The sequence below is a fragment of the Capnocytophaga bilenii genome, from assembly GCF_017565765.1.
Classification (GTDB): domain Bacteria; phylum Bacteroidota; class Bacteroidia; order Flavobacteriales; family Flavobacteriaceae; genus Capnocytophaga; species Capnocytophaga bilenii.
Genome location: NZ_JAGDYP010000006.1, coordinates 13437 through 35454, shown reverse-complemented (window position 1 = coordinate 35454; position 22018 = coordinate 13437). Strand labels below are relative to the sequence as shown.

The window sequence follows — 22018 nt, the reverse complement described above, 5'->3', positions numbered from 1 at the left end:
ACTTATTAATCATTAATTATCAAAATATGATACTCTCACCCTCATTATTAGCCGCCGACTTTGGCAACCTACAGCAGGCTATTGAAATGGTAAACAATAGCGAAGCTGATTGGTTTCATATAGATATTATGGACGGCGTATTTGTGCCTAATATCTCGTATGGTATGCCTGTGCTTGAAGTTATCAAAAAACATGCTAAAAAGCCTTTAGATGTGCATCTTATGATTATTGACCCCGATCGCTATATCAGTACTTTTGCCAAGCTGGGTAGTGACATTCTTACGGTTCATTACGAGGCTTGTACGCACCTGCACCGCACATTGCAGGCTATTAAGGCTGAAGGTATGAAAGCTGGGGTAGCTCTTAACCCTCATACCCCTGTAGCGGTATTGGAAGATATTATTGAAGATGTAGATGAAGTGCTCCTAATGAGTGTAAACCCAGGCTTTGGCGGACAGAAGTTTATAGAAAACACCTATAAAAAGGTGCAACAAGCTAAAAAACTCATAGTAGAATCGGGCTCTAATGCACTTATAGAAATCGATGGAGGTGTTACCCTCAATAATGCACAAGCCCTCATCAAAGCAGGTGCTGATGCCTTAGTAGCTGGTAGTTTTATTTTTAGTGCGCCCAACCCTGCACTCACCATCAGCGAGCTTAAAAAGATAGGACTATAGTTCTTCTTGTATAATATCTTTATACTCTGCCCAAAAGGCTTCAAATTGCAGCATTGTATCGTACAAAAATACCATTGTTTGTTGCCAAGTAGCCTTATTATGAATACTTACCCCTTCTAACTCTACATACACACCACTGATTTCTTTACCATTATCTAACACCAAATGAGAATCATAAACAACTTTGGGGAGGTAATCATTGGTAAGAATAGCTTGTAATGACAACAATTTGTTATAATAAAAATCACGGGTATCTACATTGCTATCTTCAATAGCAAGTAGTACCCGCGCTTTTTTAGTATCAAATAAAAACTTAAAACTAAAATCCTTGATTTTAGTATCGTAGAGTGTCCATTTATAAGGAAAAGACTTTCCAAAAGAAATCCAGAAGTCTTCTCGTAGTTTTTTTGCTTCGGCTTTACTATACAAAGTAGTACTTGTTAAATATTTATTATTTTAATTTGCTCACACTTATTCCGTATCAAATACAGCTCTTATTCACTACTATTGGCTCTTGCTTCCAATTCAGCTTGAAATTCCTCTATCACAGGCTTCATTGTACTCTCTGGCAAGTCTGAAATCCGAATATACATAAGTCCGTCTACAGAGTTATTAAACATCGGATCTACATTAAAGGCTATAACCTTAGCATTCTGTTTGATATATTTCTTTATCAGTACAGGTAAGCGCAAGCTACCAGGTTCTAATTCATCTATGATTTTATCAAACTTATTCAAATCGGCTTTGGTTTCGTCAAAAATAAAGTCTTTATCCTCGTCCTTCAGTTTCACTTTAAACGCCTTTTTAGGTCGCACGTATTGTGCTATATAAGGGTCGTAAAAGTTCGATTTCATAAACTCTATCATCAATGACTTTGAAAAGTTTGAAAACTGATTGCTAATACTCACACTTCCCAACAAAAACGAATGTTCGGGATAGCGCAAAGTAGTATGTGCAATACCTTTCCAAAGCAAGAAAAGCGGCATAGGCTTTTGCTGATATTCCGATACGATAAAAGCACGCCCCATTTCTATGGTTTTGCTCATCATATCGTATAGTTCAGGCTCAAAGCGGAATAAATCGTGGGTATAAAAGCCTTCTATGCCATATTTAGGAAAAATCTCGGCACCCAACCCCATTCGGTAAGCCCCTACCAAGCGTTTAGCATCGTTATCCCACAAAAAAAGATGATGGTAATAGGTATCAAACTTATCTAAATCCGAAGAAGCATTAGTCCCCTCCCCTACTTCACGGAAGGTAATTTCCCTAAGCCTACCAATCTCTTTTATTATATTCGGAATTTCGGCATAAGGAGCTAAAAACACCTCATAATTGTTATTTTTTAGCAAGCGATAGTCTTTCTTGGTAATATAGGCTATTTCCTGTTCTATTAGTGTAGGTGCTATAGGTGCTTCTATCTGCTTAGGAGTTGCTGCAGACTTATTTACTTTTAGCACTTTTGGTAATGGCAAAAGCTTTTTATCCTGCTGAAAAGCATTTGCTAAAATATATGTTTTTTTACGTAGGAAATCAGTAAATGCATCTAATTGCTTATACTCTTCCTGCATAGCTACCGTAATAGGTTTCCCTATTCTTACGTTTATAGTACGTTGTTTTTGTGTAAGCAATTCCGAAGGCAATTTAGCTGTGCGTAAAGTACCGCTCAAGTTTGCCAAAAAGTAAAATAATTTACTGTTTTTAGCGTGAAAGTAGATAGGTATTATAGGTACTTTAGCCTTTTGAGCTAATTTCATTGCAGCCTCTTCCCAAGGCTTATCTACCACTATATCCTTATTTTTAATCACCGATACCTCACCCGCAGGAAAAATTCCTAACGGTTTACCTTCACGCAAGTGCATTATTGCCTGTTTAAAGCCCATTACGCTATTTTTCACATCTTTTCTATCCTCAAAAGGATTCACAGGCAATACATAAGGAGAGAGAGGCTTAATGCGCTGTAATAAGAAGTTAGCAATTATCTTAAAATCAGGGCGCTTTTCTGCCAATAATTTCAATAATAGTATACCATCTATTCCCCCTAATGGGTGGTTGGATATAGTAATAAAAGCACCCTCTTTAGGAATGTTCTTAAAGTCCTCTTCGGGTATTTCAAATTTTATTTCAAATTCATCAAGTAAAGCATTCAGAAAATCAACACCTTCCAGCTGCTTATTACGGTTGTAAATAGCATTTAGCTTATCCAGCTTAAGCATTTTCATCAGCACCCAGCCACCCAAAGTGCCAAGTGCCCCCATTTTATTCATATTAATGGCAGTAGCAAGGTCTTTCGCACTTACCAATCCTTTATCTTTCTGCATCTTATCTTCGGTTTATTCAGGTAGTATTCGTTTTATCTATTTCTTTGCTGACGCATTTTTATTCTCCTCAGTCTTGCCATCACCTCATCTCTGTACAACGCCTTAGAAGCTACCTTACCCACAGTAAGCCCCTGTACCAAAATAGAAAACAATACTACTATATAAGTTACCTGCAATAGTGTTTCTTTTATTGCAAAATTATCTGATTTCATAGAGAGCACCAATGCAATAGAAACACCGCCTCTGATGCCCCCCCACACCATTGTAATCAATGAGCCACGAGAGTAGGTACTCACTTTGCGCAAAATAGTTTTTGCAGGAATATAAATAGCCAGCGCACGCCCCAATAAGCAAACAATAATAGCCACTGCTCCCAGCAAAAACTGCCCTACTAAATTGTTTATCAACAACATCTCGAAACCTATAAATAAAAACAATATAGCATTCATTATCTCGTCCACTATCGCCCAAAACTTCTCTAAGTAATCCTTATTTTCTTCGCTACTTTCCTTTTTACCTACATTTCCTATAAAAAGCCCTGCTATCACCATTGCCAAAGGTGCCGATACGTGCGAAGCCTTTGCTATTAAAAAACCACCCATTACCACGGCAAGTGTGAGTAACACGCTCACGTGATAGTCGTTGGCAGCTTTCATCATTTGAGAAGCTATCCAGCCTAATAGTACCCCCAAGAAGATACCCCCTCCAGCTTCTAATAAAAACAACTTAGTAATTGCATTGAAAGAAGGTTCAAAAGTCGCATCGGTAGCCAAGCGGTGTACTACAGCAAACATTACTACCGCTACCCCATCGTTAAAGAGCGATTCACCCGTAATTTTTGCCTCAATACGTTTGGGTACTTTGGCTTGTTTTAATACACCAAGCACCACAATAGGGTCAGTAGGAGAAATAAGTGTTCCGAAGAGCAAGCAGTATAAGTAAGGAATTTCAATCCCCACCAAAGGAGCTATATAGTAAAGCAAAAGCGATATAAAGATAGCCGATAGCACTACACTCACTGTAGCATAAGTAATAATAGGCAATTTAAACGCTTTCAAATCTGATATATTAATGTGTAACGCCCCTGCAAAAAGTAAGAAGTTAAGCATCGCACCCATCAATATTTCGGTAAAATCAAAGCCCTGTAATAATGATTCCAATCTATGAGTAAGTCCTGCAAAAATATCACCTCCAAAAAGTCGTATTCCCACCGATACTATCATAGCAATCACCATAATACCTATCGTCATTGGCAATTTCACATAACGCACATTTACATACGAAAACACAGCCGCCAATACTATAATCACCGAAAAAGCGTAATATAACTCCATTGTCTCTTTATTTTTGGCAAAGTTACAAAAAAACTCAATACAAAAAAATCAAATGTTAAAAAACTTTTTTCAATTACGCCTTGCCCTTTGCTTATAAAGTTTCCAAAGGTCGTATTTCACAAATGGTTCTTGAGATGCCAATCTTCCTTTGCCTACCATTGTTTGTACTATAAGTTCCAGCCAAAAATCTTCTTCATTTTGTTCGGGATTATATTCTGCAAGGAGTGATATATCAAACATCGTTACCACTTTTTCTACACTAAAAGCATACCAATGGCTACGGAATTTTTCTATAATTTGATATGCTGTATTTCCCGTTTGGCGGTGTATTAATTTCAGAAGAATACGCCCCTCTGCAGGAGTAAGATTTTTTATTTGTTCTGTAAATTGCAACTCTATATGTTGTTGCATTTGCTGAAGATATTGCTCTTTTTCTTTTTTTGTACGAAGCGAGTCTAATGCCATTTCAATTACTCGCATTTTATCAGCCGCTATTACAGCGTAAGGATACACTTTGTACACCCTTTTCATCTGTCTTATAATATACGGCTTTTTCTCTAATAATTCTACTTTGAATTTTGCCCTTAGCAAGCTATCTACAATCTTTTTCAGCTTCTTTTCTTGCTCCAAAAGGCGTTTACTCGTTGCTCTTGCTTCTTCACTAGCGTCTTTTAGTGAAGGCACAACGCTATCTCGCACCTTTGTAGTATAAAATTCGGTGTCAAAATTCACAGATTTCCCAAAAGCAGAAAATGTGATGGCAAAAAATAAAATGAAGAAAGTAAAGGTTCTCATATTTTGGTGGTTTTTTTAATGTTTTTCTCAGCAACTAATGACTGTTTTCTTTTAGTCGTTGCCAACGGCGTTGTGTAAGTTCTGTAAAATCATAGCGCAAGGCAGGGACTTGCTCTTCCAATTCACCCGAACTAATAGCACGCAGCAGAATTTCCTCTATCCAATAATCTTCTTCTACATTCATTGGGTCGTAGCCTTTTTTCAGTGACAAGTCGTACAACCAAGCCGTTTTATTATACCAATAAGCATTCCAGCCATTACGCAAATCACGCACAAGGTCATAAGCCGTACGCCCTGTTTGTCTATGAATCAATTTTATGAGGATACGCCCTTGTGAGCGCGATAATTTTTTTAGCTCATCTGTAAAATGTTCCTCTATATAACGTTGTGTGCGCTTTACATACACTTTTTTCTGACGAGCACGCTGCATCGTATCCATAGTATGCTGCATTACACTCAGTCTATCAGCAGCCATTTTGGCATAAGGATATACCTTCTTTACACGGCGTTGCAATAGCAAGTAACGTTTTTGAGCCTCTAAATCGCTAAAAGAACGTTCTTTGCCAAACAGATTCACCTCTGTAAGCCGTATTGTATCGCCTGTATAAAACTCCTTATCAAATACAAATAACGTATCACGAGGCTGAGCAATTACTAAGGTAAAAGGCAATAGCAACAGATAAAACAATATCAATAGTCGTCCCATATAGTCTTTTTCCTTATATATCCTCAAAAATTATTCCATTTTTTTACCTAAAACGGACATTTTTATAGCTGTAATAGCTGCTTCTACCCCTTTATTTCCCAGCTTACCGCCACTCCTGTCAAGCGATTGTTGCATAGTGTTATCGGTAAGAACACAAAAAATAATAGGCACTTCACTTTGTGCAGCATTCAGCTGAGCAATACCCTGAGTAACACCCTGACATACAAAATCAAAGTGTTTGGTTTCGCCTTGTATTACGCAGCCTATCACAATGATAGCATCAACGGCAAGCGTACTGAGCATTCGTTTAGCCCCGTGCACCAGCTCAAAGCTACCGGGTACTTCCCAGCAGGTAATGTGCTCCTCTATTGCTCCACAATCTTTTAGGGTAGCAATAGCACCATCGCGCATACCATAGGTTACGCGTTCATTCCACTGCGAAGTAATAATCCCAAAGCGAAGTGCTTTCGCATTTGGGATTACTGTTTTATCGTAATTTGATAAATTTTTATTTTCTGTTGCCACTACGGTCTTATTTCTTTAATTATTCACTTATTTTTCCGATGAATATATCAATAGTACGAGCTTCTTCAGAAGCAGGAAATTCGTCTTTTATACGCTCGTAATATTTAAGCGCATCCTCTTTTTTACCTGAAAGAGTTGCTACAATACCAGCCTTTTTCAAGTACAAAGGAGTAATAAAGTCGTTATTGCTATGTTCAAAAGCTTTTTTATAGTAGTTCAATGCTTCAGCATTATTTTTCTGTTGCAAATATGCATCGCCTATATTTCCGTAAGCAAAAGCACCCAGCACATCATCATCGGCATCAAAAGCTTTTAGGTGTGTAATAGCGTTATTATAGTCTGCCAAGCGCATATAAGCCATACCCATACCATATTGAGCAAGGTTGGCAGCTTTGGTACCGCTGTAGTTTTCGGCAATTTGCTTATAGCCATATTTACCACCACCGCCATTGATAGATACTTTGAAAAGAGAGTCGCGCTCTTTGGCATTGGTAGCTTGCATAGCTTCGTCAAAAAACTGTTGAGCAAAGAAGAACTCATTAGCCGCTTTTTGTTCGTTAGGCGCTTTTACAAATTGTTGATAAAGCAAATAGCCTAATCCTATAACTGCAATCCCTATCAGTACCCCGATAATTGTTTTTTGGTTATTACGAACAAAATCTTCTGATTTTGAAGCACCTAAATCAAGAGCATCAAACACCTCCGCAGTAGTACTTTCAGTATGCAATTGTTGTTCTTGTTCTTCGTCTAAGTTTTCAACTTGTCTGTTTCTATTAGGTCTGTTGTTGTTTTTCTTATAAGTTGCCATATTTATAATTTTCATTAAAAGTTCGGCAAAAATACAACTTTTATTTTAATTAAAAAGAAAAAAAGTTTTTTTTTTGCTCACACTCGCATATTTCCTAATACTTGCACAAATACACCCATAACTATAAGCACTTTTATAGCCACATATAGCCAAGCGTAATGCACTTGTTTTTGGCTACTCCACAGCACTATTACAAATAGTAGTAGGTAAAGCACCATAAACTCAAAAAAATACACCAGCCTACCTACACTCATATAGTTAATAAGCACATACACAGGAATAAAGCAAAGCAATACCATCAGGGTTATCATTCCTTTTGCATAGCGTTCTCCATATACTACGGCTATGGTAGCGTAGTTGTGCGTTAAATCGCCTTTGATGTTTTGCAAATCTTTTGTAAATTCTCGTATCAGCATTAGCAGGTAAATTACCATAGCGTGGAAGAAAATAACAGTATCAAACTGGCGATAGTAAATAAACACTGCAAAAAAGGGAATTATAGAAAGTACTGCCGAAGTAATATTTCCTAAAAACAGTAACTTTTTAATGCGATGTGAATATAGCCACATTGCAAATATATAGCCCGAGAAGAACAATACAGCTCTAAAAGATACGTAGCTCGCTACAATTACTGAAAGAAAATTTAGCAAGAAATAAAGCGTTAGGCGTGTGTTTTGGCTTACGAGCAGGTCTATCATTGTTTTCAGTGGCTTATTTATCAGGTCTTTATCTTTATCGTAAAAACCATTAATAATATAACCTCCTGCTATTGCCAAAGCTCCTGCTATTACAAGCATCAGTAGAGAGTCATCAAACACTACCTCACGCCAACTCTTGTGCGACAGTACAAAGATAGCTGCTAAATACTGCGCTACACACACAAATGCTATATTATACCCTCGCACCAGCGAAAACACTCCTAAGAGTTTTAGCAAGGCACGTTTTTTTTTCATTATTTATAAATTAGGAGGCGTTGTCCTACTCGTACACTCTTTCCTTTAATCCTATTCCAACGCTTGATACTTGAAACACTCACCCCATAGCGAGTAGCTATTTTACCTAAATTGTCACTTTTCTTAACTGTATAAGTGATTTTTTTAGATGATGATTTGTATTGGTCGCCTGTTAAGACTTCGGGAAGTGGTTTTTCGCGTTTTGCTTTTTCTTCGTTCAAATAAGCATAAATAGTCTCTTCATTAGCAACAAACTTTCCTACCTCCGAAATAGGCAATCTCAAAGCGTAATTACGCCCTTCTACGTAAGGCACCACATCCAACTGGTACGAAGGATTAAAAAACTGAATATCTTGGATACTCATCCCTGTAATATCGGCAATACTTTTAAAAGGTATAGCTTGTTTTACCCTAATAGTATCGGTTTCAAACAAGTGATTAGTGCGCTTTTGGGGTTTAAAGCCGTGTTCTTTGGCATATTCAAAAATATAAAGCGTTGCCAAGAAAGCGGGTACATAACCTGCTGTTTCCTTAGGAAGATAGGGTCGCAGATTCCAATAATTTGTTTTCCCGTTGGAACGGCGCATAGCCTTGGTTACATTACCAGGACCTGAGTTATAGGCAGCCAATACCAAATCCCAATCGCCGAATATTTTGTAAAGCTCATTGAGGTAGCGTACTGCGGCTTTGGTAGCACGTAAAGGGTCACAACGCTCATCTACATAGTTATTCACTTCCAGTCCGTAACTTCTGCCTGTAGCATACATAAACTGCCATAAGCCCGTAGCTCCTGCTCTTGAACGTGCTTTAGGATTTAAAGCCGACTCTATTATTGCTAAATATTTAATTTCCAACGGAATTCTTTGGTTACTCATTTCCTGTTCAAACATAGGAAAGTAGTAATCACTCAAGCTCATTAGGCGTTCCAATGAGGAGCGTCTGTTTTTCAAAAACGACTTTATAACTTGTTCCAATACGGGGTTGTATTCAATGTTAAAAGGTGTTTTTTCATTGAGTTTCTCCAATCGTTCTTTTAGCACCTCGGTAGGAAGTTCGTTATAATCCACATCAGTAGGTACAGCCGCTACATCTTCACTCATTTGGAAGAAAAGATCGGAATTTGACAACTCTTGTAGCCATTTTTCATCGTATTTTTTAGCTTTTGGGTTGTCATTCAGCTTATTAAGCCCTTCTGTTTTATTTGTTATTGAAATATTTTTATTCCTGATGGTGTCTTTATGGGCTCCTTCGGCATTTTGTGCTATAACTGTATTAAAAGTTGATACACAAACCGTTAATGAAGCAATAATATATTTTTTTAAATCCATATCAAATATGTTTTTTAGCCTTTCAAGGGTACAAAGCTAATGATTTTTTCTAAGATATACAAATTTATTTTTCACCGTTGTTCCACATACAGTCCGCAGAAGTCTTATTTTGTAGAGGCAAATAGCAATTTACTCCTACAATGTAGAAAGTATTTGGCAAAGGGTGAGGTATATATAAAAAACTTTGGCAAAGCTTAAAGTTTTGCCAAAGTGTATGGTGTAATTGTACTTTCTAAAAACTTTCTTTAGGAACAGTAGTTTTTTTGTGACCGCAAGAGGATTCGAACCCCTAACCCTCAGAGCCGAAATCTGATGTTCTATCCAGTTGAACTATGCGGCCGCTCTATATTTTTACGCTAAAAGCTTTTTCACGATTTCCGAGATAAGCTTGCCATCGGCTTTTCCTGCCAATGCTTTACTTGCTACTCCCATTACTTTACCCATATCTTTAGCACTTGTAGCTCCTACATCGGCTATAAAGCCTTTTACAGCAGCTGTAATTTCTTCTTCGGTAAGCTGTTTTGGTAAGAATTTTTCTATCACTGCCATTTGTGCCAATTCAGGCTGCGCCAAATCTTCACGCCCTTGCTGGCTGTAAAGTGCGGCACTATCTTTGCGTTGTTTTACTAACTTTTGCAATAACTTCAGCTCATCAGCTTCTGTCAATTCTTCTGTAGCACCTGCCTCAGTTTTGGCTAATAATATTGCAGATTTGATAGCTCGTAAAGACTCTAAAGCAACTGTATTTTTCGCTTTCATAGCCTCTTTTAGCTCTTCCATTACTTTAGCTTGTAAACTCATCTTTTTATTATTTTTTTAGGTTGCAAATATACAACAATATTTTTAAATCACAATATTCACAGTTTTTTATTTCCACTGTAGGCTTTCCATTATTTTTCTGACATCTTTTTCTAAATAAGCACTTGCGGGCTGTATAGAGTCGTAATTGGGAATTGCCCTGAAATAAACAGAGCCTGATATAAAGTGTTTTACGCTATCGGTGGCATAGAATTGTGCTTGTGAAGCAGCATTGCCATACACTTGATAAAAACGCCCATATACACGAGTGGTGTCGTTTTCAAAAACGTTGGAGGCGATGTTATCTGCTTTTATGGTATGTCCGTAGGTGAAATTCTGTGCATCGGTAAGCAGTTTGCGTATGTTGTTATCTACGTTTTTATAGGTTAGATAGATAGTAGCGCGCATTGTGGGGTATTCTATATTCAAATCGCAGGAGTGGGGTTTGTATTTTAGTTCGGAAATGTCATTTGCCTGAAAGCTGAAGGGGCAGTTTGCCAGCTGTGTAATAGAGTGATAGGTAGCGGGGGCATAATCTAAGCGCAAAACGCCTTTGGGTTTTGGCAAAGTATCATTGCTACAGCCTATTAGTAAGCTTGTTGTAAGTATCAGTAAACAGGTAAATATCTTCATCGTTAATTTTGCGATTTGCTAATTTGTCAATTTTCTAATTTGCTAATTTTCTAATTTTCTCATTATGTAAGGTTAGTATAAAACCACACAACAAAAATAATACTTTTCTCATTATACTTTTATACTAAAAGGTTAATTAATGGGGCAAAGATACGAAAAAGTTGGTTATAACCAACTTTGGCAAACTTTTGAAGTTTGCCAAAGTGTGTGTTGTGATTATTTTTGTTCAGCTGCTTTTTTGTCGCAAGATTTTTTATCTTTAGCATCTTTTTTGCAGCAAGATTTTTTCTCACCGTCTTTTTTGCAGCAAGACTTTTTTTCACCGTCTTTTTTGCATTCTTTTTTCTCGCCGTCTTTATCGCAAGATTTTTTCACTGTTGCGTTTGCATTACCGTCTTGGTCGTAAGCTACGCTCATAGTTGTATTAGCTGAAAAAGTTGCGGCAGTTGCGCTTGCTCCAAAAGCAAACATTGCTGCCATTGCCATAAGTTTCAATGTGTTTTTCATATGTTTGAATTTATTAAAGTTACTGTTTTACAATATGGCACAAGCCATAGAGGCTACGCTTATATGTACTCCTTCTATATGACAAAGCTGTTCGTAACAACGTTCTATAGTAGAGCCTGTGGTGATAACATCATCTACCAGCAATAGGTGTTTCCCTTCAAGTTGTTCTTGCTGTTGCAAGGCAAATATATGATTGCTATCGTTATAGCGTTTCCAAACGAATTTATGGGTTTGGGTGGTATTGGAGGTTTGTTTTATCAGTACTTGTGCGTTATACGCTATGCCCATTGTTTTTGCTAATGTTTTGGCAAATAGGGTTACTTGGTTATAACCTCGCTTGCGGAGCTTGTGGGGGTGCATAGGCACGGGTACAACTACTTGGCAGGAAGCAAAGGCGGGAGTTTGTTGCAGGCGTAGTGCAAGCCATTTTCCTATATATTCGCCTATATATTCTTTGCCGTAGTACTTCAATTGATGTATCAAATGTTGTGCCAAATTGCCTTGTTCGAAGAAAAACAATGCAGTAGCTGCCTGTAACTTGCAATGTGAAGAAAGGAGCTGATACAAGGGGTTTTGGGGTGCTTGGTGATAATTGGTTTCGTGTAGCATTTCGCGGCAATGGAGGCAGAGGAAGTGTTCGTTATCGCGGAGCATACGTCCGCAGCCTATGCAGTATGTTGCCCAAAAAACAGATTTTATAAGCATAATGGTAATGTAATGATTAATGGTTATCCTTCGCTTATCCTTCGCTCATCCTTCGCTCAAGGTTCGCTCAAGGTTCGTTGTATTAGTAGTGACATTTGGCACACTCCAAACCGCCAATTTGTGCAACTGTTAGCTTGGCTACTTTCATTTTTTGGGCTAATTCTTTATGCACTTGCTCGTATTGGGTGTAATAGGCACTTTGGGTGGGCATTGTCTTGCGGTGGCATTCTATGCACCATCCCATCGTCAGGGGTGCGTGTTGCTGCATACGTTCCATTTGCTGTACCTCTCCGTGACACTGTTGGCAATCTATTTTGGCTACTTGTACGTGTTGTGAGTGGTTGAAGTAAGTAAAATCGGGGAGGTTGTGTATGCGTACCCACGTAAATTCATCAGTTTTATCGGTATAGCGAAAACGTTGTTCGTCCCAGCCTACGGCTTTGTATAGTTTTTTTATTTCGGCTGTATAAAAAGCTTTTGTATAGCCTTTGGTAGTATCTTCAGCACCTTCATATTGGGATATTACTTTGTGACACCCCATACAGGTGCGCAAGGCGGGAACTCCTGCTACCCTACCCTGTCGTGCGCCTGCGTGGCAGTATTGGCAGGCTATTTGGTTGTCGCCTGCGTGTATTTTATGGGAGAAGTGTATGGGCTGCACGGGTTCGTAGCCTTCATCTACGCCTATTTGCATCAAATAGGTATAGAGCAGGCAGGCGGCTGCTATGAATATTGCTATTAAAAGGGATATGATGAGGTATTTTTTCTGAATAAATTTCATAATTCACATTTCACAATTCTCTCTACTTGTTGTTTTGCTTTTTCTAAATCTATGTTTTCTATTACGGCATTAGATAGGGCTATGCGTTGTGCATCTGTCCATTGTTGTGCCATACGGGCTTTTACTTGGGCTTCGGTGCAATGGTCGCGTGCTATAACTCGTGCTATGCGTAGGTCTTCGGGAGCTACAACTGAGATGATAAAATCACAATCTTTATAGCTGCCACTTTCAAAAAGTATGGCTGCTTCTTTAATCACATAAGGTGTGTTTTGTTGCTGTACCCACTCCCTAAAATGAACTGCTAAGGCAGGATGTACTATTGCGTTTAGTTGCGCTAATTGATTGGCATCATTGAAGACGATTTGTGCGATATAGGCTTTGTTGTATTGCCCATTGATATAAGCGTTTTCGCCAAAGGTTTCTGTAATGCGCTGGCGCAGCTGAGCATTGGTAGCTATGAGTTTTTTAGCTTCGTCATCAGAATTATATACGGGGATACCTCTTGCTGCAAATTCTTTGGCTATGGTGCTTTTGCCGCTACCTATACCGCCTGTAAGTCCTATTATTTTCATTCTTTCCGTATTAAAAAATCTACTGTAGTTTCATTGAAGAAGGATATTTTTACTCTTTTTGCCTTGGTAGTGAGGCGCAAGGGGATACGATTGTCTCCTGAGGCTTCGGCTACATTGGCAGTTACGCTAACGTCATTGGGGGTAAGTGTTTTTAGCAGTTCTAAATCACCTGTACAGAGGAGTGTAATTTCATTGGGAAAGACCTTTATCTGACTGCCTGCGGGGGCATTTATTACCTGCACGGGCACTCGCAGGAGTTGCTCGCTCACTTTATCTACAAAAGCTTGCATAGCTACTTTGTGAGTATTGTAATGCAGCAATGGGGTGTTTTTCAGCGGATAGTCTTTTCTGAAATTTTCTTTGGCAATACGCCTTTGGTGGTAGGTGAAAGTAATTGCCCTGAGGGTATCAATGACCGCTTTGCTTCCCGATACGGTTACCGAGTCGGGCTCTATGCGCAGTTCTGTAAGTTGGTATTCTTTGGCGTACTCTACGTTTAGCTGTACTTGTACGGGCACGCGCTTGGTGTGCTTAGGAGATAGGTTTAGCTGTAGGGTGTCATTAACTACTGTGCGTATTCTGAAGTTGGACAAGTAGCTGTTATTGAGTTTGTCTTTACCGTTTTTGGTGAGGCAGTAGGAATGAGTATCTATGGGCTGCAAGTCCTGAAAGTCTATATGAAGTACAGGATTTTGGCTATAGGCTTTAAGCAAGGCAAAGCCATTGCCTTCGGCAAGGAGTTTCATATAATTGTTTTCGGGGGAGGGTATTAGGACTTTATCTGCTGGTAAGTTTGTGATTACCACAGGCACTGATAGCTCACGCAATAGGTTTTTAGAGAGTTTCATTGGTGTCCATAGGAACAAGGTAACTACCAAACAAACCACAAAAGTGAGTGTTCTGCTATCTCTCAAAAAAACGACTATTCTCTTCATTTTTTATCTAATGGCTAAGGGGTGAAAGTTGTTTTATTTCAGTATTTTTCTGATATAGTTTATATCGTGTATTGTTTTGTAGATTGCTTCGGCTTGCTCGTCGGCTATCATTGTTCTGAACTCTTGCAAGTTTTTTATATATTCATCAAGAGCCTTTAGTACGTTTGTTTTGTTTTCTAAAAATATAGGGCACCACATATGCGCATCACTTTTTGCCAGTCGCACAGTTGAGGCAAAACCTGTACTTGCCAAATCGAATATTTGTGATTCGTCTTTCTCTATTTCCAATACTGTTTTTCCCAGCATAAAGGAACTCACGTGTGAAAGGTGCGATACATAGGCTGTGTGCAGGTCGTGATTCTCGGCGTGCATTATCTTCACTCTCATATTCAGGGTTTTGGCTATATCTATAGCGCGGTCATAGAACTGCCATCCACTATCATCTATTTCACACAAAGCCATTACTTTGCCGTCAAAAAGGTCGTAAATAGCAGCTTCAGGACCTGAATGTTCTGTTCCTGCCATAGGGTGTGCGGCTACAAAGTGCTTGCGGTGTGGGTGTGCGGCTACTGCCTTGCATATACTATTTTTTACTGAGCCTACATCCATCACTAAGGTATTTTCGCCTACATAGTCTAACGCCTTGCAAACTACTGCTGCTATATGATTTACAGGCACTGCTACTATCACAAGTTCTGCAGTAGCGATAGCCTCATAGGTAGCTTCGTCATCTATTATGCCCAACTCTATTGCTTTTTGCAAGTGGGCAGCATTGTTGTCTATACCTAAAATTTTATAGTTCAATCGTTTTTTTAGTTCTAAACCCAATGAGCCTCCTATAAGCCCTAATCCTATAATAACTGCTGTTTTCATTTTTCTTAAAATGTATATACTACTATTTCAGTAGGCGTTTTTTCGGTTACTATCCACATTTGTTTATCGGTATTGATGTCTATAGCTATTTGGTTTGCTGATTCTACGGGGAAGTCTTTCACCAATTCGCCTTTTTCGTCATACAGATAGGTTTTTTGGATATTAGCATCGGTTACGGCTATATAATTCATTCCTCGCAAGCGGAAGAGCTGAGGACGCATATACTTGCCGTCCAACAGTTCTATTTTGCGCCAACCGAAGATGAGTAGGTTTCCTGTAAGTGCATAGCGCGTATAGCGATTAGCACCCCAATAGAACGGCGCTACATAGCCTTTTCGTTCTTTTTTTACCCCACCTTTTTCGTCTATAGATACCAAATAGCCGTCTTCGGTAGCAAAGGTAAAGAGATTGTTTATTACCGCTGGTGGGTTTTTAGAAAATTCATAACGGTCTTTCACTGTAATGCGATTCTCGCCATTGCGGTGCAGAATGTTGAACACTCCGTTTTTGGAGGGATATATGAGGTAATCTCTATCGCCTATGCGGTAATGCTGGGGTGTAAATAGTGGCAGCCCATTACTGCGCTGGAAGAAGCCTTTCACGGGCTGTCCTTTTCTATCTAAAAGGTGAAGCGTTTGGTTTTCGGCAAATAGGAAGCGGTATTCTCTATTTTGGTCATAGTCAAATACTTCTACTGGCGTGATATTGTTTTTATAGTATAATGGGAAAGGAGGTACTACATTGCCATTGCGGTCTAATACCCACACGGTTTTTTCAGTAGAGAATATCATCTGCAAGAATCCGTTTTTAAACAAATCTACCTGCTGTATCTCACCTTGTATTTTGCCGTCTAATTTTTTCTTCCAAAGTAGAGATCCCTTATTGTCTATGAGGTAAAGTTCGTTATTCACATCTTGCACTGCTATTTCAAGCTGTTTGGTGCGGTGGTTGGTGAGCAACATTGGGGGGGTAACCAATTGGTCATCTACAGTAAAGCGGAATTGCTCTCGCATTTCGTTGGTGAGTGTTTGCTGGGTTTGCTGTTGGCATACGAAGTTCAGCACGTAATAATCATTTTGTATGGTTTGCTGAAATAGAGCCCATCGATAATGTTCGGCTACAAAAGGATGTTTATTAGCAAAAGAAGTTTGGTCGTAAAGGTTTGCTACCTTAGTAATACTTGCTGAAGAAGCACTGCTTTCTGCCAGCAGCTGGTAAGCCTTGTTTGCCGACAACACATAGCCCCGCTGCATATCATTCACTACCGATACCAAAAGTTCTTTGGTAGGGGCAAATACCAAATGTTTTTCATATACTCCCACGTATTTTGGACTAAAATGGGGGTTGAAAATCCTAAAGAACACCAAAGGTTGTTCGCCAAGGTCATATATAGGAAAGTTATATTTGAAGTCTTCCGAGAGTATGGGCAGCCCATCCAAGGCTTGATCGGTATCATAAGTAGGAACGATAGCAAATTCACCATCTATTGTTTTGGCAAAAGCAACGCCATTAATAGCTTCCTCAAAGATACCATTTTGAGCCAAACTATCGTTTTGTACTATACGATTGGCATCTTCAAAAGAATAAATAGTAAGAGCCAGTGTACGCGCAGGGATTAGATCGGCGAGGCTATTAGGGTAAGGCGTTGTATGTTGCAAAGGGTGTGATTCGGTTGGGTTGCCCATACTGGTAATGCCACTATACCTGAAGCTATTATCATCTAAATACAAATCAAAAGCTACCCATTGGGGTAAGGTGGTAAGTATGTTCTGTTCAAAATACTGACTGAAATAGTGATTTGCAAGGGTAGTAGGTACAAACCAATTTGCTACACAATCGGTAGAAGCAAGAGCCTGTAGCTGTTGAAGTTCTTGTTGTTTAGTACTTTTTGGAGTTTTGGCAGGCTGCGTATAGTCGGTTATTTTATCGCTATCGCTTATGATAAGGTAATTATTAGCAAGTGTGTAGAACCATTCCTTGCCAAACTGCGCCTGCTTCTGTAGAGTGTTATTAGCGCCTTTCCACACGGTTATAGTATCTTTTTCTGTTATAGGTGTGATTGCTACAAACCGCTGATGGTTATCAATTGCTACCCAAATATCTACATCAGAGGGCATACTCTCTATAAGCTTCATTTCGTGCAAGTGAAATGTATGAGGGGGGAGTTGTTTCCAAAGTGTATTATTGGTAATAGCACTTAAAAAATTATCTTTGTGATTGATATGAAAAATCAGCTCGGCATTGTCAGGAAAAGAAAAGGGCTTTACTTTATTTTTCTTTTCCTGCCAATTACAAGCTGTAAAAGTGATAATAACAAGTATATATGTAATAAAATACCTCAAAATTATTATTATTTTATCTTGCCGCAAAGGTACAAATTATTTTAGGCAAATGCACTTTTTTTGGCAAAATTCTTTAGTAATATTAGGTGTAAAGCAGTTAGTAAATGTTCAGGGGGGTATGTGAGAGATTTGTTGTTGTTTAAAATCGTATATTACAACCAAAGCCAATGCCTCTGTATTCTATTGTATTATTGTTATACCGTCCTGTTGTTTCATATTCTATAAAAGAAGTATGCATAGAAAGGCTCATACTATAATACTTTCTTATCATAATGGGTACATTCACCCCAAATCGCAACTCAGCAGGCTCTTTTAAGCCATCAAAAGAGGCTATGGGCAACAAACTATTTAGCTGCAAAAACAAACCACCTGGATTTTCTTTTATAAAGTTAAAGCGCACAATTCCACCGTATTTTAAACCTATTGCCATAGGGTTATTGAAATGCCCTATGCCTATTACGGCACCCAAACTCAGCTTCTTTAGTAGTTGATAGTTCACACTAAAATCATTGTAGAGAATAGGAGTTTCCTCAATATTTCTAGAGGTATAGAAATATTCATCGGGCTTGAGAGGATTTTGCAGATAGTAGTATTCTTTAGCGGCTCCTTTTACAGGCATAACCCAGCCCATTTCACCTTGATAAAACAAACGCTTGCGTTTTCTCACGTATTCAGTATTTTCGGCTTTAGCAGGTTCGGTTGTGGACGTTACATTTTCAGTAGTTGCAGTAACTACTTCATTTTGGTTGGACTCATTTTTCTCTACTTCTTGAGCTGTAGCGAAATAGCTGCCAAATAGCAGCGTTAGATAAAGTACTTTTTTCATACAAATATTTTTTTTGAGGGCAAAGATAGTAAAAATTAGTAAATTAGCAAATTGGAGAATTAGCAAAAATGACAGGTTACATATTTCTGAGTGGGAGCATTTTTACTCTCTACAAAAGTCATTTGTAAAATATCACCTACTTAAGTATCGCAACTTCCTGATGCGCGTAATATAGCTCTGCTGGGCTACAGCACGCTTGTAGTCGTCTTCAATGATAGTAGTTATTTCGCGTTCGGGGTGGGTAATCAGAAGCAAGAAATCCACTTGCCCGTAGTCATCAGCGTGTCGCACTATGGCACCTTTGGTGGGCAAACTTCGGCTCAGCTGGTAGTATTCTTCTTTGTGTAGTTCGTAATCAGCTTTTACGGCAGCCACTACAGCGGGGTCTTTATATAAGTAGTTCAATAATAGTTTTTCTTTCAGATAGTCAACCCCCTCTAATCGCTTGCGCAAGGCGGCAAATTGCTCACGAAAATAGGCACCTATGCGCTTGGCTTGTTCGCGTGTTGTGTCGCCCCATTCTGGCGCATTGGGGTTTATAGGCGCTCCCACTACTACCGTAATAGCACCATCGTAAATAACAAAATCGCCCTTAGGCTGCACTTCCGAAGCCCCGTGTATATAAATAGGCACTATAGGCGTATGGCATTGCTGAGCAATATAAAAAGCCCCCTGATGAAACCGGTGTATCTGGTTGCTTTCTGAGCGTTTGCCTTCAGGGAATATCATTACCGAAATACCTCCTTTAAGATTAGCTTCTACCTGCGGCATCACACGTTCTATGCCTTCAGTAGCAGGAAAAAAGCCCATAGCACGCACATATTTTCCAAAAACTAACGAATTATATACCCACTTGTTCACCATATAACTTATTTTGTAAGTAAATAAGCCTATCGCGAGCGTATCAAGCCACGAACTATGGTTGGCTATCACTACAGAAGCCTCTTTTAATGTTACTTTATGAGGGTTTTCTACTCGTTTTCGTACAAAAATATTGCTGTAAAGCACCGAAGTAGTGAGCCAAGCAGCACAACGCCGCAACCACAAAGTGCGTTTGGGTGTGAAAAGTAATAACAATCTGCCTATATTAGATAGTACAACCGATAACACTACATAGTACAACATAGAGCAGATGCTGTAAAGCAACAAACGCAAACTGATAGGAGAAAGCCCCTTGCGAGGTCTATTACTGATGAAAAACCCAAAAATAGTAGGATAGAATACAAAAGTAATTACCAATGCTGTAAAAATACCTATCACCGATACCCCTGCTATTGATTTTAGTGCGGGGTGTTTGGCAAAAATAAGCGTACCTATAGCCAAAAAAGTAGTGATAGAAGCCAATACTACCGATAATTTATATACAGGCAATTCATTTTTGCCATCAGTATAGTCTTTTTGCAGTGCACAAGTCATAAAAATACTAAAATCAACCGAATGACCCAGCACAAGCGTACAAACAATCATACTGAATACGTTGAACTCTATTCCTACCCAACTCATTATTGCCGAAGTTACAACCCCTGTAATTGCAATAGGGATAAGGGTGAGTAATGCCAACTCTATACGCCTAAAAAACAATAGCAAAATCAAAAAAATAGCAACAGATGAATAATTTACGAGTAGCAATATATCGTCTTTTAGCTTACCTAAAAAAGTCTCACTTAGGTTCTTGCGGTCAATAGCGATCGCACTTCCTTTAGCCTCTACGCCTCGTATAAATGCAGAACGTTGGGCATCAGTAACTTTTATGAGGTTGGCGATAGTGTAAAAACCATCTTTCTCAGTAATAAAGTCCTCAAAAGGGATAGCCGTCAGTGCTTTGTAATCAGCAAGTGTGTGTAAAGTAGAGGGAACAACCTCTAAATGCTCCAAAAAAGGCTCGTAAGTATGTTCTTTGAAACCCAATGCACGCCCATAAGCAACCAGATTGTCACGCAATTGTGCTTTGCGCTCTGCACTCCAGAACGATTGCCAGCGGTCAATACGCCTTTGTTGCTCTGCCAATGGCAATACTACACTTCCTACCGAGCTAAATTGCTTTAGGCTGTCCTGTGCTTTGTATTGTTGTAGCTGTTGGTATAGCTCGTAATTGCGGGCAGCAGCCTCATCAAAACTATTGCCATAAGCCGCTGCGTATACCGATTTGTAACCACTATCCGTAATAGCCTCCAATTGTTGCTGCGCCTCCTTGTAGGACTTATTTATATAATTGATAGCAGCAATATCGCCGTTAAAACGTACTTTGTTGAAGAAGAAAAAACTCAGCACAATCAGCAGTAGGCAACTTGCTACAATCCATCGGTTGCGATGTAATGGGTAAGCCGCTACCTTGTCTAAAAAAGTAGTGCGTACAGCTACTGCGTTGTTACTTCGGTAAAAGTGCGGCACTAATACCAATGATAATAATGCCGATACCATAATGCCTACAAAAGCAAATACCCCCAAATCGCGCATTATTTCAGAGTCGACAAATAGCAAACACAAAAATGAAATAGCCGTAGTGATACTACTTAGCAAAATAGGTACAGTTACCGCACGATAAAGGCTACCTATGTCCCTACTTACCTTGTAGTGTGTCAGTATATGCAACGAGTAGTCAATAGTTACCCCCAATAGCACTGCCCCCAAACTGATAGAAATAGCCGAAATACTCCCCTTTAGCACATACAGCACCGATAGGGCTGTTAGCACCCCAAATACTGAAGGGATAAAAGCTATAAAAGGAATATATACACTGCGGTAGAAGAATACCAGCAGCAAGTAAAGCACCGATAATGAAATCAGTACAGTTGTAAGTATATCAGTTTTTATTTGCGTAGCATTGCCCACCGATATAAAAGGAGCACCAAAAAAATAAGTTTTTACCTTGCCCGAATATTCTTTGTTAAATTGTTGTTGAAGTTGTTCCAATAAAGCTACAAAGGCAGCATTGTGTTCAGTGTCATTGCCCTCATAGGTAGGATTGATAAAAAAAAGAAGATGTTTGCGGTCGGTAGTTGTAAGATAACCATCAGTAATAGTAAAGTTATCGTCTATATTTAGATTTTTCAGTTGAGCAAGTCCTCTGAAACTAAGCCCAAAAGGGTCATTGCGAAAATATTTTTGGGTTACCATACCCGCAGGTGTAAGCATTGTTTTGTAATGCAATTGCACCATTGCTTGCACGCTGTCAGCGGCTAACTTTTGTTCCAAGTAGTGGTAATCCTCATCGGTAAGAAATAGCGGTAAGTGAGCGTGTACAAATTGCCAAGTGTTATCTATGTCTTCTTCGTCTATAATACCTTGTACGCTCGCTATATAGCGGCTAAAAGAGGTAGTAGCAAGGCTATCGTTCAGCGCCTGTGCTACCTCCTGCATATCATCTAGAAGCGTACTGTCTTTAGCCGTCAGTACTACCGATATTTTATCCGAAAAATTGAGCTGTTTCAGTATTTTTGAAGTAAGCGTTGTTTTAGCATTTTGAGGAAGTACTTTGGTAATATCTTCCTCAAAATGCAATTGGGTAGCAGCATAAACCGCAATCAGTAGCCACGCCACAAAAAACGACACCGCAGCCCATTTATACGCTCTAATACTTTGATACAGACGATACAGCATAA

Annotated in this window: 21 protein-coding genes and 1 tRNA gene; 1 reads left to right on the top strand and 21 read right to left on the bottom strand. The window is 39.0% G+C overall.

Annotation, left to right across the window (positions count from 1 at the left end; translation table 11 throughout):
* Positions 1–26: 26 nt before the first annotated feature.
* Complete coding sequence (gene rpe / locus J4N46_RS08540; RefSeq protein ID WP_208058949.1) at positions 27–677, top strand: ribulose-phosphate 3-epimerase; 651 nt, start codon at positions 27–29, stop codon at positions 675–677.
* Here the strand turns inward: rpe and J4N46_RS08535 are convergent.
* The 21 genes from J4N46_RS08535 to J4N46_RS08435 form a co-directional block, all read right to left on the bottom strand.
* Complete coding sequence (locus J4N46_RS08535; protein ID WP_208058948.1) at positions 672–1106, bottom strand: DUF4268 domain-containing protein; 435 nt, start codon at positions 1104–1106, stop codon at positions 672–674. The genes rpe and J4N46_RS08535 overlap by 6 nt on opposite strands.
* Positions 1107–1171: 65 nt before the next feature.
* Complete coding sequence (locus tag J4N46_RS08530) at positions 1172–2995, bottom strand: GNAT family N-acyltransferase (protein WP_208058947.1); 1824 nt, start codon at positions 2993–2995, stop codon at positions 1172–1174.
* Positions 2996–3027: 32 nt separating this feature from the next.
* Positions 3028–4329 (bottom strand): cation:proton antiporter, encoded by a 1302-nt coding sequence (locus J4N46_RS08525; protein ID WP_009416665.1) that lies wholly within the window; start codon positions 4327–4329, stop codon positions 3028–3030.
* A 69-nt stretch (positions 4330–4398) separates the two neighbouring features.
* Positions 4399–5124, bottom strand: a complete 726-nt coding sequence (locus tag J4N46_RS08520; protein ID WP_208058946.1) for a DUF4294 domain-containing protein — start codon at positions 5122–5124, stop codon at positions 4399–4401.
* Positions 5125–5158: 34 nt separating this feature from the next.
* Positions 5159–5830 carry a DUF4294 domain-containing protein gene (locus J4N46_RS08515; protein ID WP_009416667.1) on the bottom strand — a complete coding sequence of 224 codons (672 nt, stop codon included), beginning with the start codon at positions 5828–5830 and terminating at the stop codon, positions 5159–5161.
* Positions 5831–5860: 30 nt separating this feature from the next.
* Complete coding sequence (ribH, locus tag J4N46_RS08510) at positions 5861–6355, bottom strand: 6,7-dimethyl-8-ribityllumazine synthase (RefSeq protein WP_009416668.1); 495 nt, start codon at positions 6353–6355, stop codon at positions 5861–5863.
* 19 nt (positions 6356–6374) lie between these two features.
* Positions 6375–7163: a tetratricopeptide repeat protein gene (locus tag J4N46_RS08505; RefSeq protein ID WP_208058945.1), complete on the bottom strand. Its 789-nt coding sequence runs from the start codon at positions 7161–7163 to the stop codon at positions 6375–6377.
* Between the two features lie 77 nt (positions 7164–7240).
* Positions 7241–8116 carry a geranylgeranylglycerol-phosphate geranylgeranyltransferase gene (locus J4N46_RS08500; protein WP_208058944.1) on the bottom strand — a complete coding sequence of 292 codons (876 nt, stop codon included), beginning with the start codon at positions 8114–8116 and terminating at the stop codon, positions 7241–7243.
* Positions 8116–9444 carry a lytic transglycosylase domain-containing protein gene (locus tag J4N46_RS08495; RefSeq protein ID WP_208058943.1) on the bottom strand — a complete coding sequence of 443 codons (1329 nt, stop codon included), beginning with the start codon at positions 9442–9444 and terminating at the stop codon, positions 8116–8118. Before J4N46_RS08495 ends, J4N46_RS08500 begins: the two co-directional genes overlap by 1 nt.
* Before the next feature lie 266 nt (positions 9445–9710).
* Positions 9711–9784: transfer RNA gene (locus J4N46_RS08490), tRNA-Arg, on the bottom strand.
* A gap of 11 nt (positions 9785–9795) precedes the next feature.
* A complete protein-coding gene (locus tag J4N46_RS08485) occupies positions 9796–10245 on the bottom strand; it encodes a GatB/YqeY domain-containing protein (protein WP_208058942.1) in 450 nt (149 codons plus the stop codon).
* A 66-nt stretch (positions 10246–10311) separates the two neighbouring features.
* Complete coding sequence (gene gldD, locus J4N46_RS08480; protein ID WP_009416674.1) at positions 10312–10875, bottom strand: gliding motility lipoprotein GldD; 564 nt, start codon at positions 10873–10875, stop codon at positions 10312–10314.
* A 216-nt stretch (positions 10876–11091) separates the two neighbouring features.
* Complete coding sequence (locus tag J4N46_RS08475; RefSeq protein ID WP_208058941.1) at positions 11092–11382, bottom strand: hypothetical protein; 291 nt, start codon at positions 11380–11382, stop codon at positions 11092–11094.
* 27 nt (positions 11383–11409) lie between these two features.
* The gene (locus J4N46_RS08470) at positions 11410–12087 is read right to left on the bottom strand and encodes a ComF family protein (protein WP_236013899.1); all 678 of its coding nucleotides are present in this window, start codon (positions 12085–12087) and stop codon (positions 11410–11412) included.
* A gap of 82 nt (positions 12088–12169) precedes the next feature.
* Positions 12170–12868, bottom strand: coding sequence for a cytochrome c3 family protein (locus tag J4N46_RS08465; RefSeq protein ID WP_208058940.1), 699 nt, complete (start codon positions 12866–12868; stop codon positions 12170–12172).
* Positions 12865–13440, bottom strand: coding sequence for a dephospho-CoA kinase (gene coaE / locus J4N46_RS08460; protein WP_208058939.1), 576 nt, complete (start codon positions 13438–13440; stop codon positions 12865–12867). Before coaE ends, J4N46_RS08465 begins: the two co-directional genes overlap by 4 nt.
* Entirely contained in the window at positions 13437–14375 is a 939-nt protein-coding gene (locus tag J4N46_RS08455; RefSeq protein WP_208058938.1) for a CdaR family protein, read from the bottom strand. Before J4N46_RS08455 ends, coaE begins: the two co-directional genes overlap by 4 nt.
* Before the next feature lie 33 nt (positions 14376–14408).
* Positions 14409–15248 carry a prephenate dehydrogenase gene (locus J4N46_RS08450; RefSeq protein WP_208058937.1) on the bottom strand — a complete coding sequence of 280 codons (840 nt, stop codon included), beginning with the start codon at positions 15246–15248 and terminating at the stop codon, positions 14409–14411.
* A gap of 5 nt (positions 15249–15253) precedes the next feature.
* Positions 15254–17590: a DUF1801 domain-containing protein gene (locus J4N46_RS08445; protein WP_236013898.1), complete on the bottom strand. Its 2337-nt coding sequence runs from the start codon at positions 17588–17590 to the stop codon at positions 15254–15256.
* 139 nt (positions 17591–17729) lie between these two features.
* Positions 17730–18416, bottom strand: a complete 687-nt coding sequence (locus J4N46_RS08440; protein ID WP_208058935.1) for a hypothetical protein — start codon at positions 18414–18416, stop codon at positions 17730–17732.
* 132 nt (positions 18417–18548) lie between these two features.
* The gene (locus J4N46_RS08435) at positions 18549–22016 is read right to left on the bottom strand and encodes a 1-acyl-sn-glycerol-3-phosphate acyltransferase (RefSeq protein WP_208058934.1); all 3468 of its coding nucleotides are present in this window, start codon (positions 22014–22016) and stop codon (positions 18549–18551) included.
* Between the last annotated feature and the right edge of the window lie 2 nt (positions 22017–22018).

What these genes read in the sequence shown, in the direction of transcription:
- J4N46_RS08440 (WP_208058935.1), bottom strand. Translation starts at nt 18,416, where the DNA reads ATGAAAAAAGTACTTTATCTAACGCTGCTATTTGGCAGCTATTTCGCT.
- J4N46_RS08470 (WP_236013899.1), bottom strand. Translation starts at nt 12,087, where the DNA reads ATGCTTATAAAATCTGTTTTTTGGGCAACATACTGCATAGGCTGCGGA.
- J4N46_RS08505 (WP_208058945.1), bottom strand. Translation starts at nt 7,163, where the DNA reads ATGGCAACTTATAAGAAAAACAACAACAGACCTAATAGAAACAGACAA.
- J4N46_RS08455 (WP_208058938.1), bottom strand. Translation starts at nt 14,375, where the DNA reads ATGAAGAGAATAGTCGTTTTTTTGAGAGATAGCAGAACACTCACTTTT.
- J4N46_RS08515 (WP_009416667.1), bottom strand. Translation starts at nt 5,830, where the DNA reads ATGGGACGACTATTGATATTGTTTTATCTGTTGCTATTGCCTTTTACC.
- J4N46_RS08465 (WP_208058940.1), bottom strand. Translation starts at nt 12,868, where the DNA reads ATGAAATTTATTCAGAAAAAATACCTCATCATATCCCTTTTAATAGCA.
- J4N46_RS08435 (WP_208058934.1), bottom strand. Translation starts at nt 22,016, where the DNA reads ATGCTGTATCGTCTGTATCAAAGTATTAGAGCGTATAAATGGGCTGCG.
- J4N46_RS08520 (WP_208058946.1), bottom strand. Translation starts at nt 5,124, where the DNA reads ATGAGAACCTTTACTTTCTTCATTTTATTTTTTGCCATCACATTTTCT.
- gldD (WP_009416674.1), bottom strand. Translation starts at nt 10,875, where the DNA reads ATGAAGATATTTACCTGTTTACTGATACTTACAACAAGCTTACTAATA.
- J4N46_RS08500 (WP_208058944.1), bottom strand. Translation starts at nt 8,116, where the DNA reads ATGAAAAAAAAACGTGCCTTGCTAAAACTCTTAGGAGTGTTTTCGCTG.
- J4N46_RS08485 (WP_208058942.1), bottom strand. Translation starts at nt 10,245, where the DNA reads ATGAGTTTACAAGCTAAAGTAATGGAAGAGCTAAAAGAGGCTATGAAA.
- J4N46_RS08475 (WP_208058941.1), bottom strand. Translation starts at nt 11,382, where the DNA reads ATGAAAAACACATTGAAACTTATGGCAATGGCAGCAATGTTTGCTTTT.
- coaE (WP_208058939.1), bottom strand. Translation starts at nt 13,440, where the DNA reads ATGAAAATAATAGGACTTACAGGCGGTATAGGTAGCGGCAAAAGCACC.
- J4N46_RS08450 (WP_208058937.1), bottom strand. Translation starts at nt 15,248, where the DNA reads ATGAAAACAGCAGTTATTATAGGATTAGGGCTTATAGGAGGCTCATTG.
- J4N46_RS08495 (WP_208058943.1), bottom strand. Translation starts at nt 9,444, where the DNA reads ATGGATTTAAAAAAATATATTATTGCTTCATTAACGGTTTGTGTATCA.
- J4N46_RS08530 (WP_208058947.1), bottom strand. Translation starts at nt 2,995, where the DNA reads ATGCAGAAAGATAAAGGATTGGTAAGTGCGAAAGACCTTGCTACTGCC.
- rpe (WP_208058949.1), top strand. Translation starts at nt 27, where the DNA reads ATGATACTCTCACCCTCATTATTAGCCGCCGACTTTGGCAACCTACAG.
- J4N46_RS08525 (WP_009416665.1), bottom strand. Translation starts at nt 4,329, where the DNA reads ATGGAGTTATATTACGCTTTTTCGGTGATTATAGTATTGGCGGCTGTG.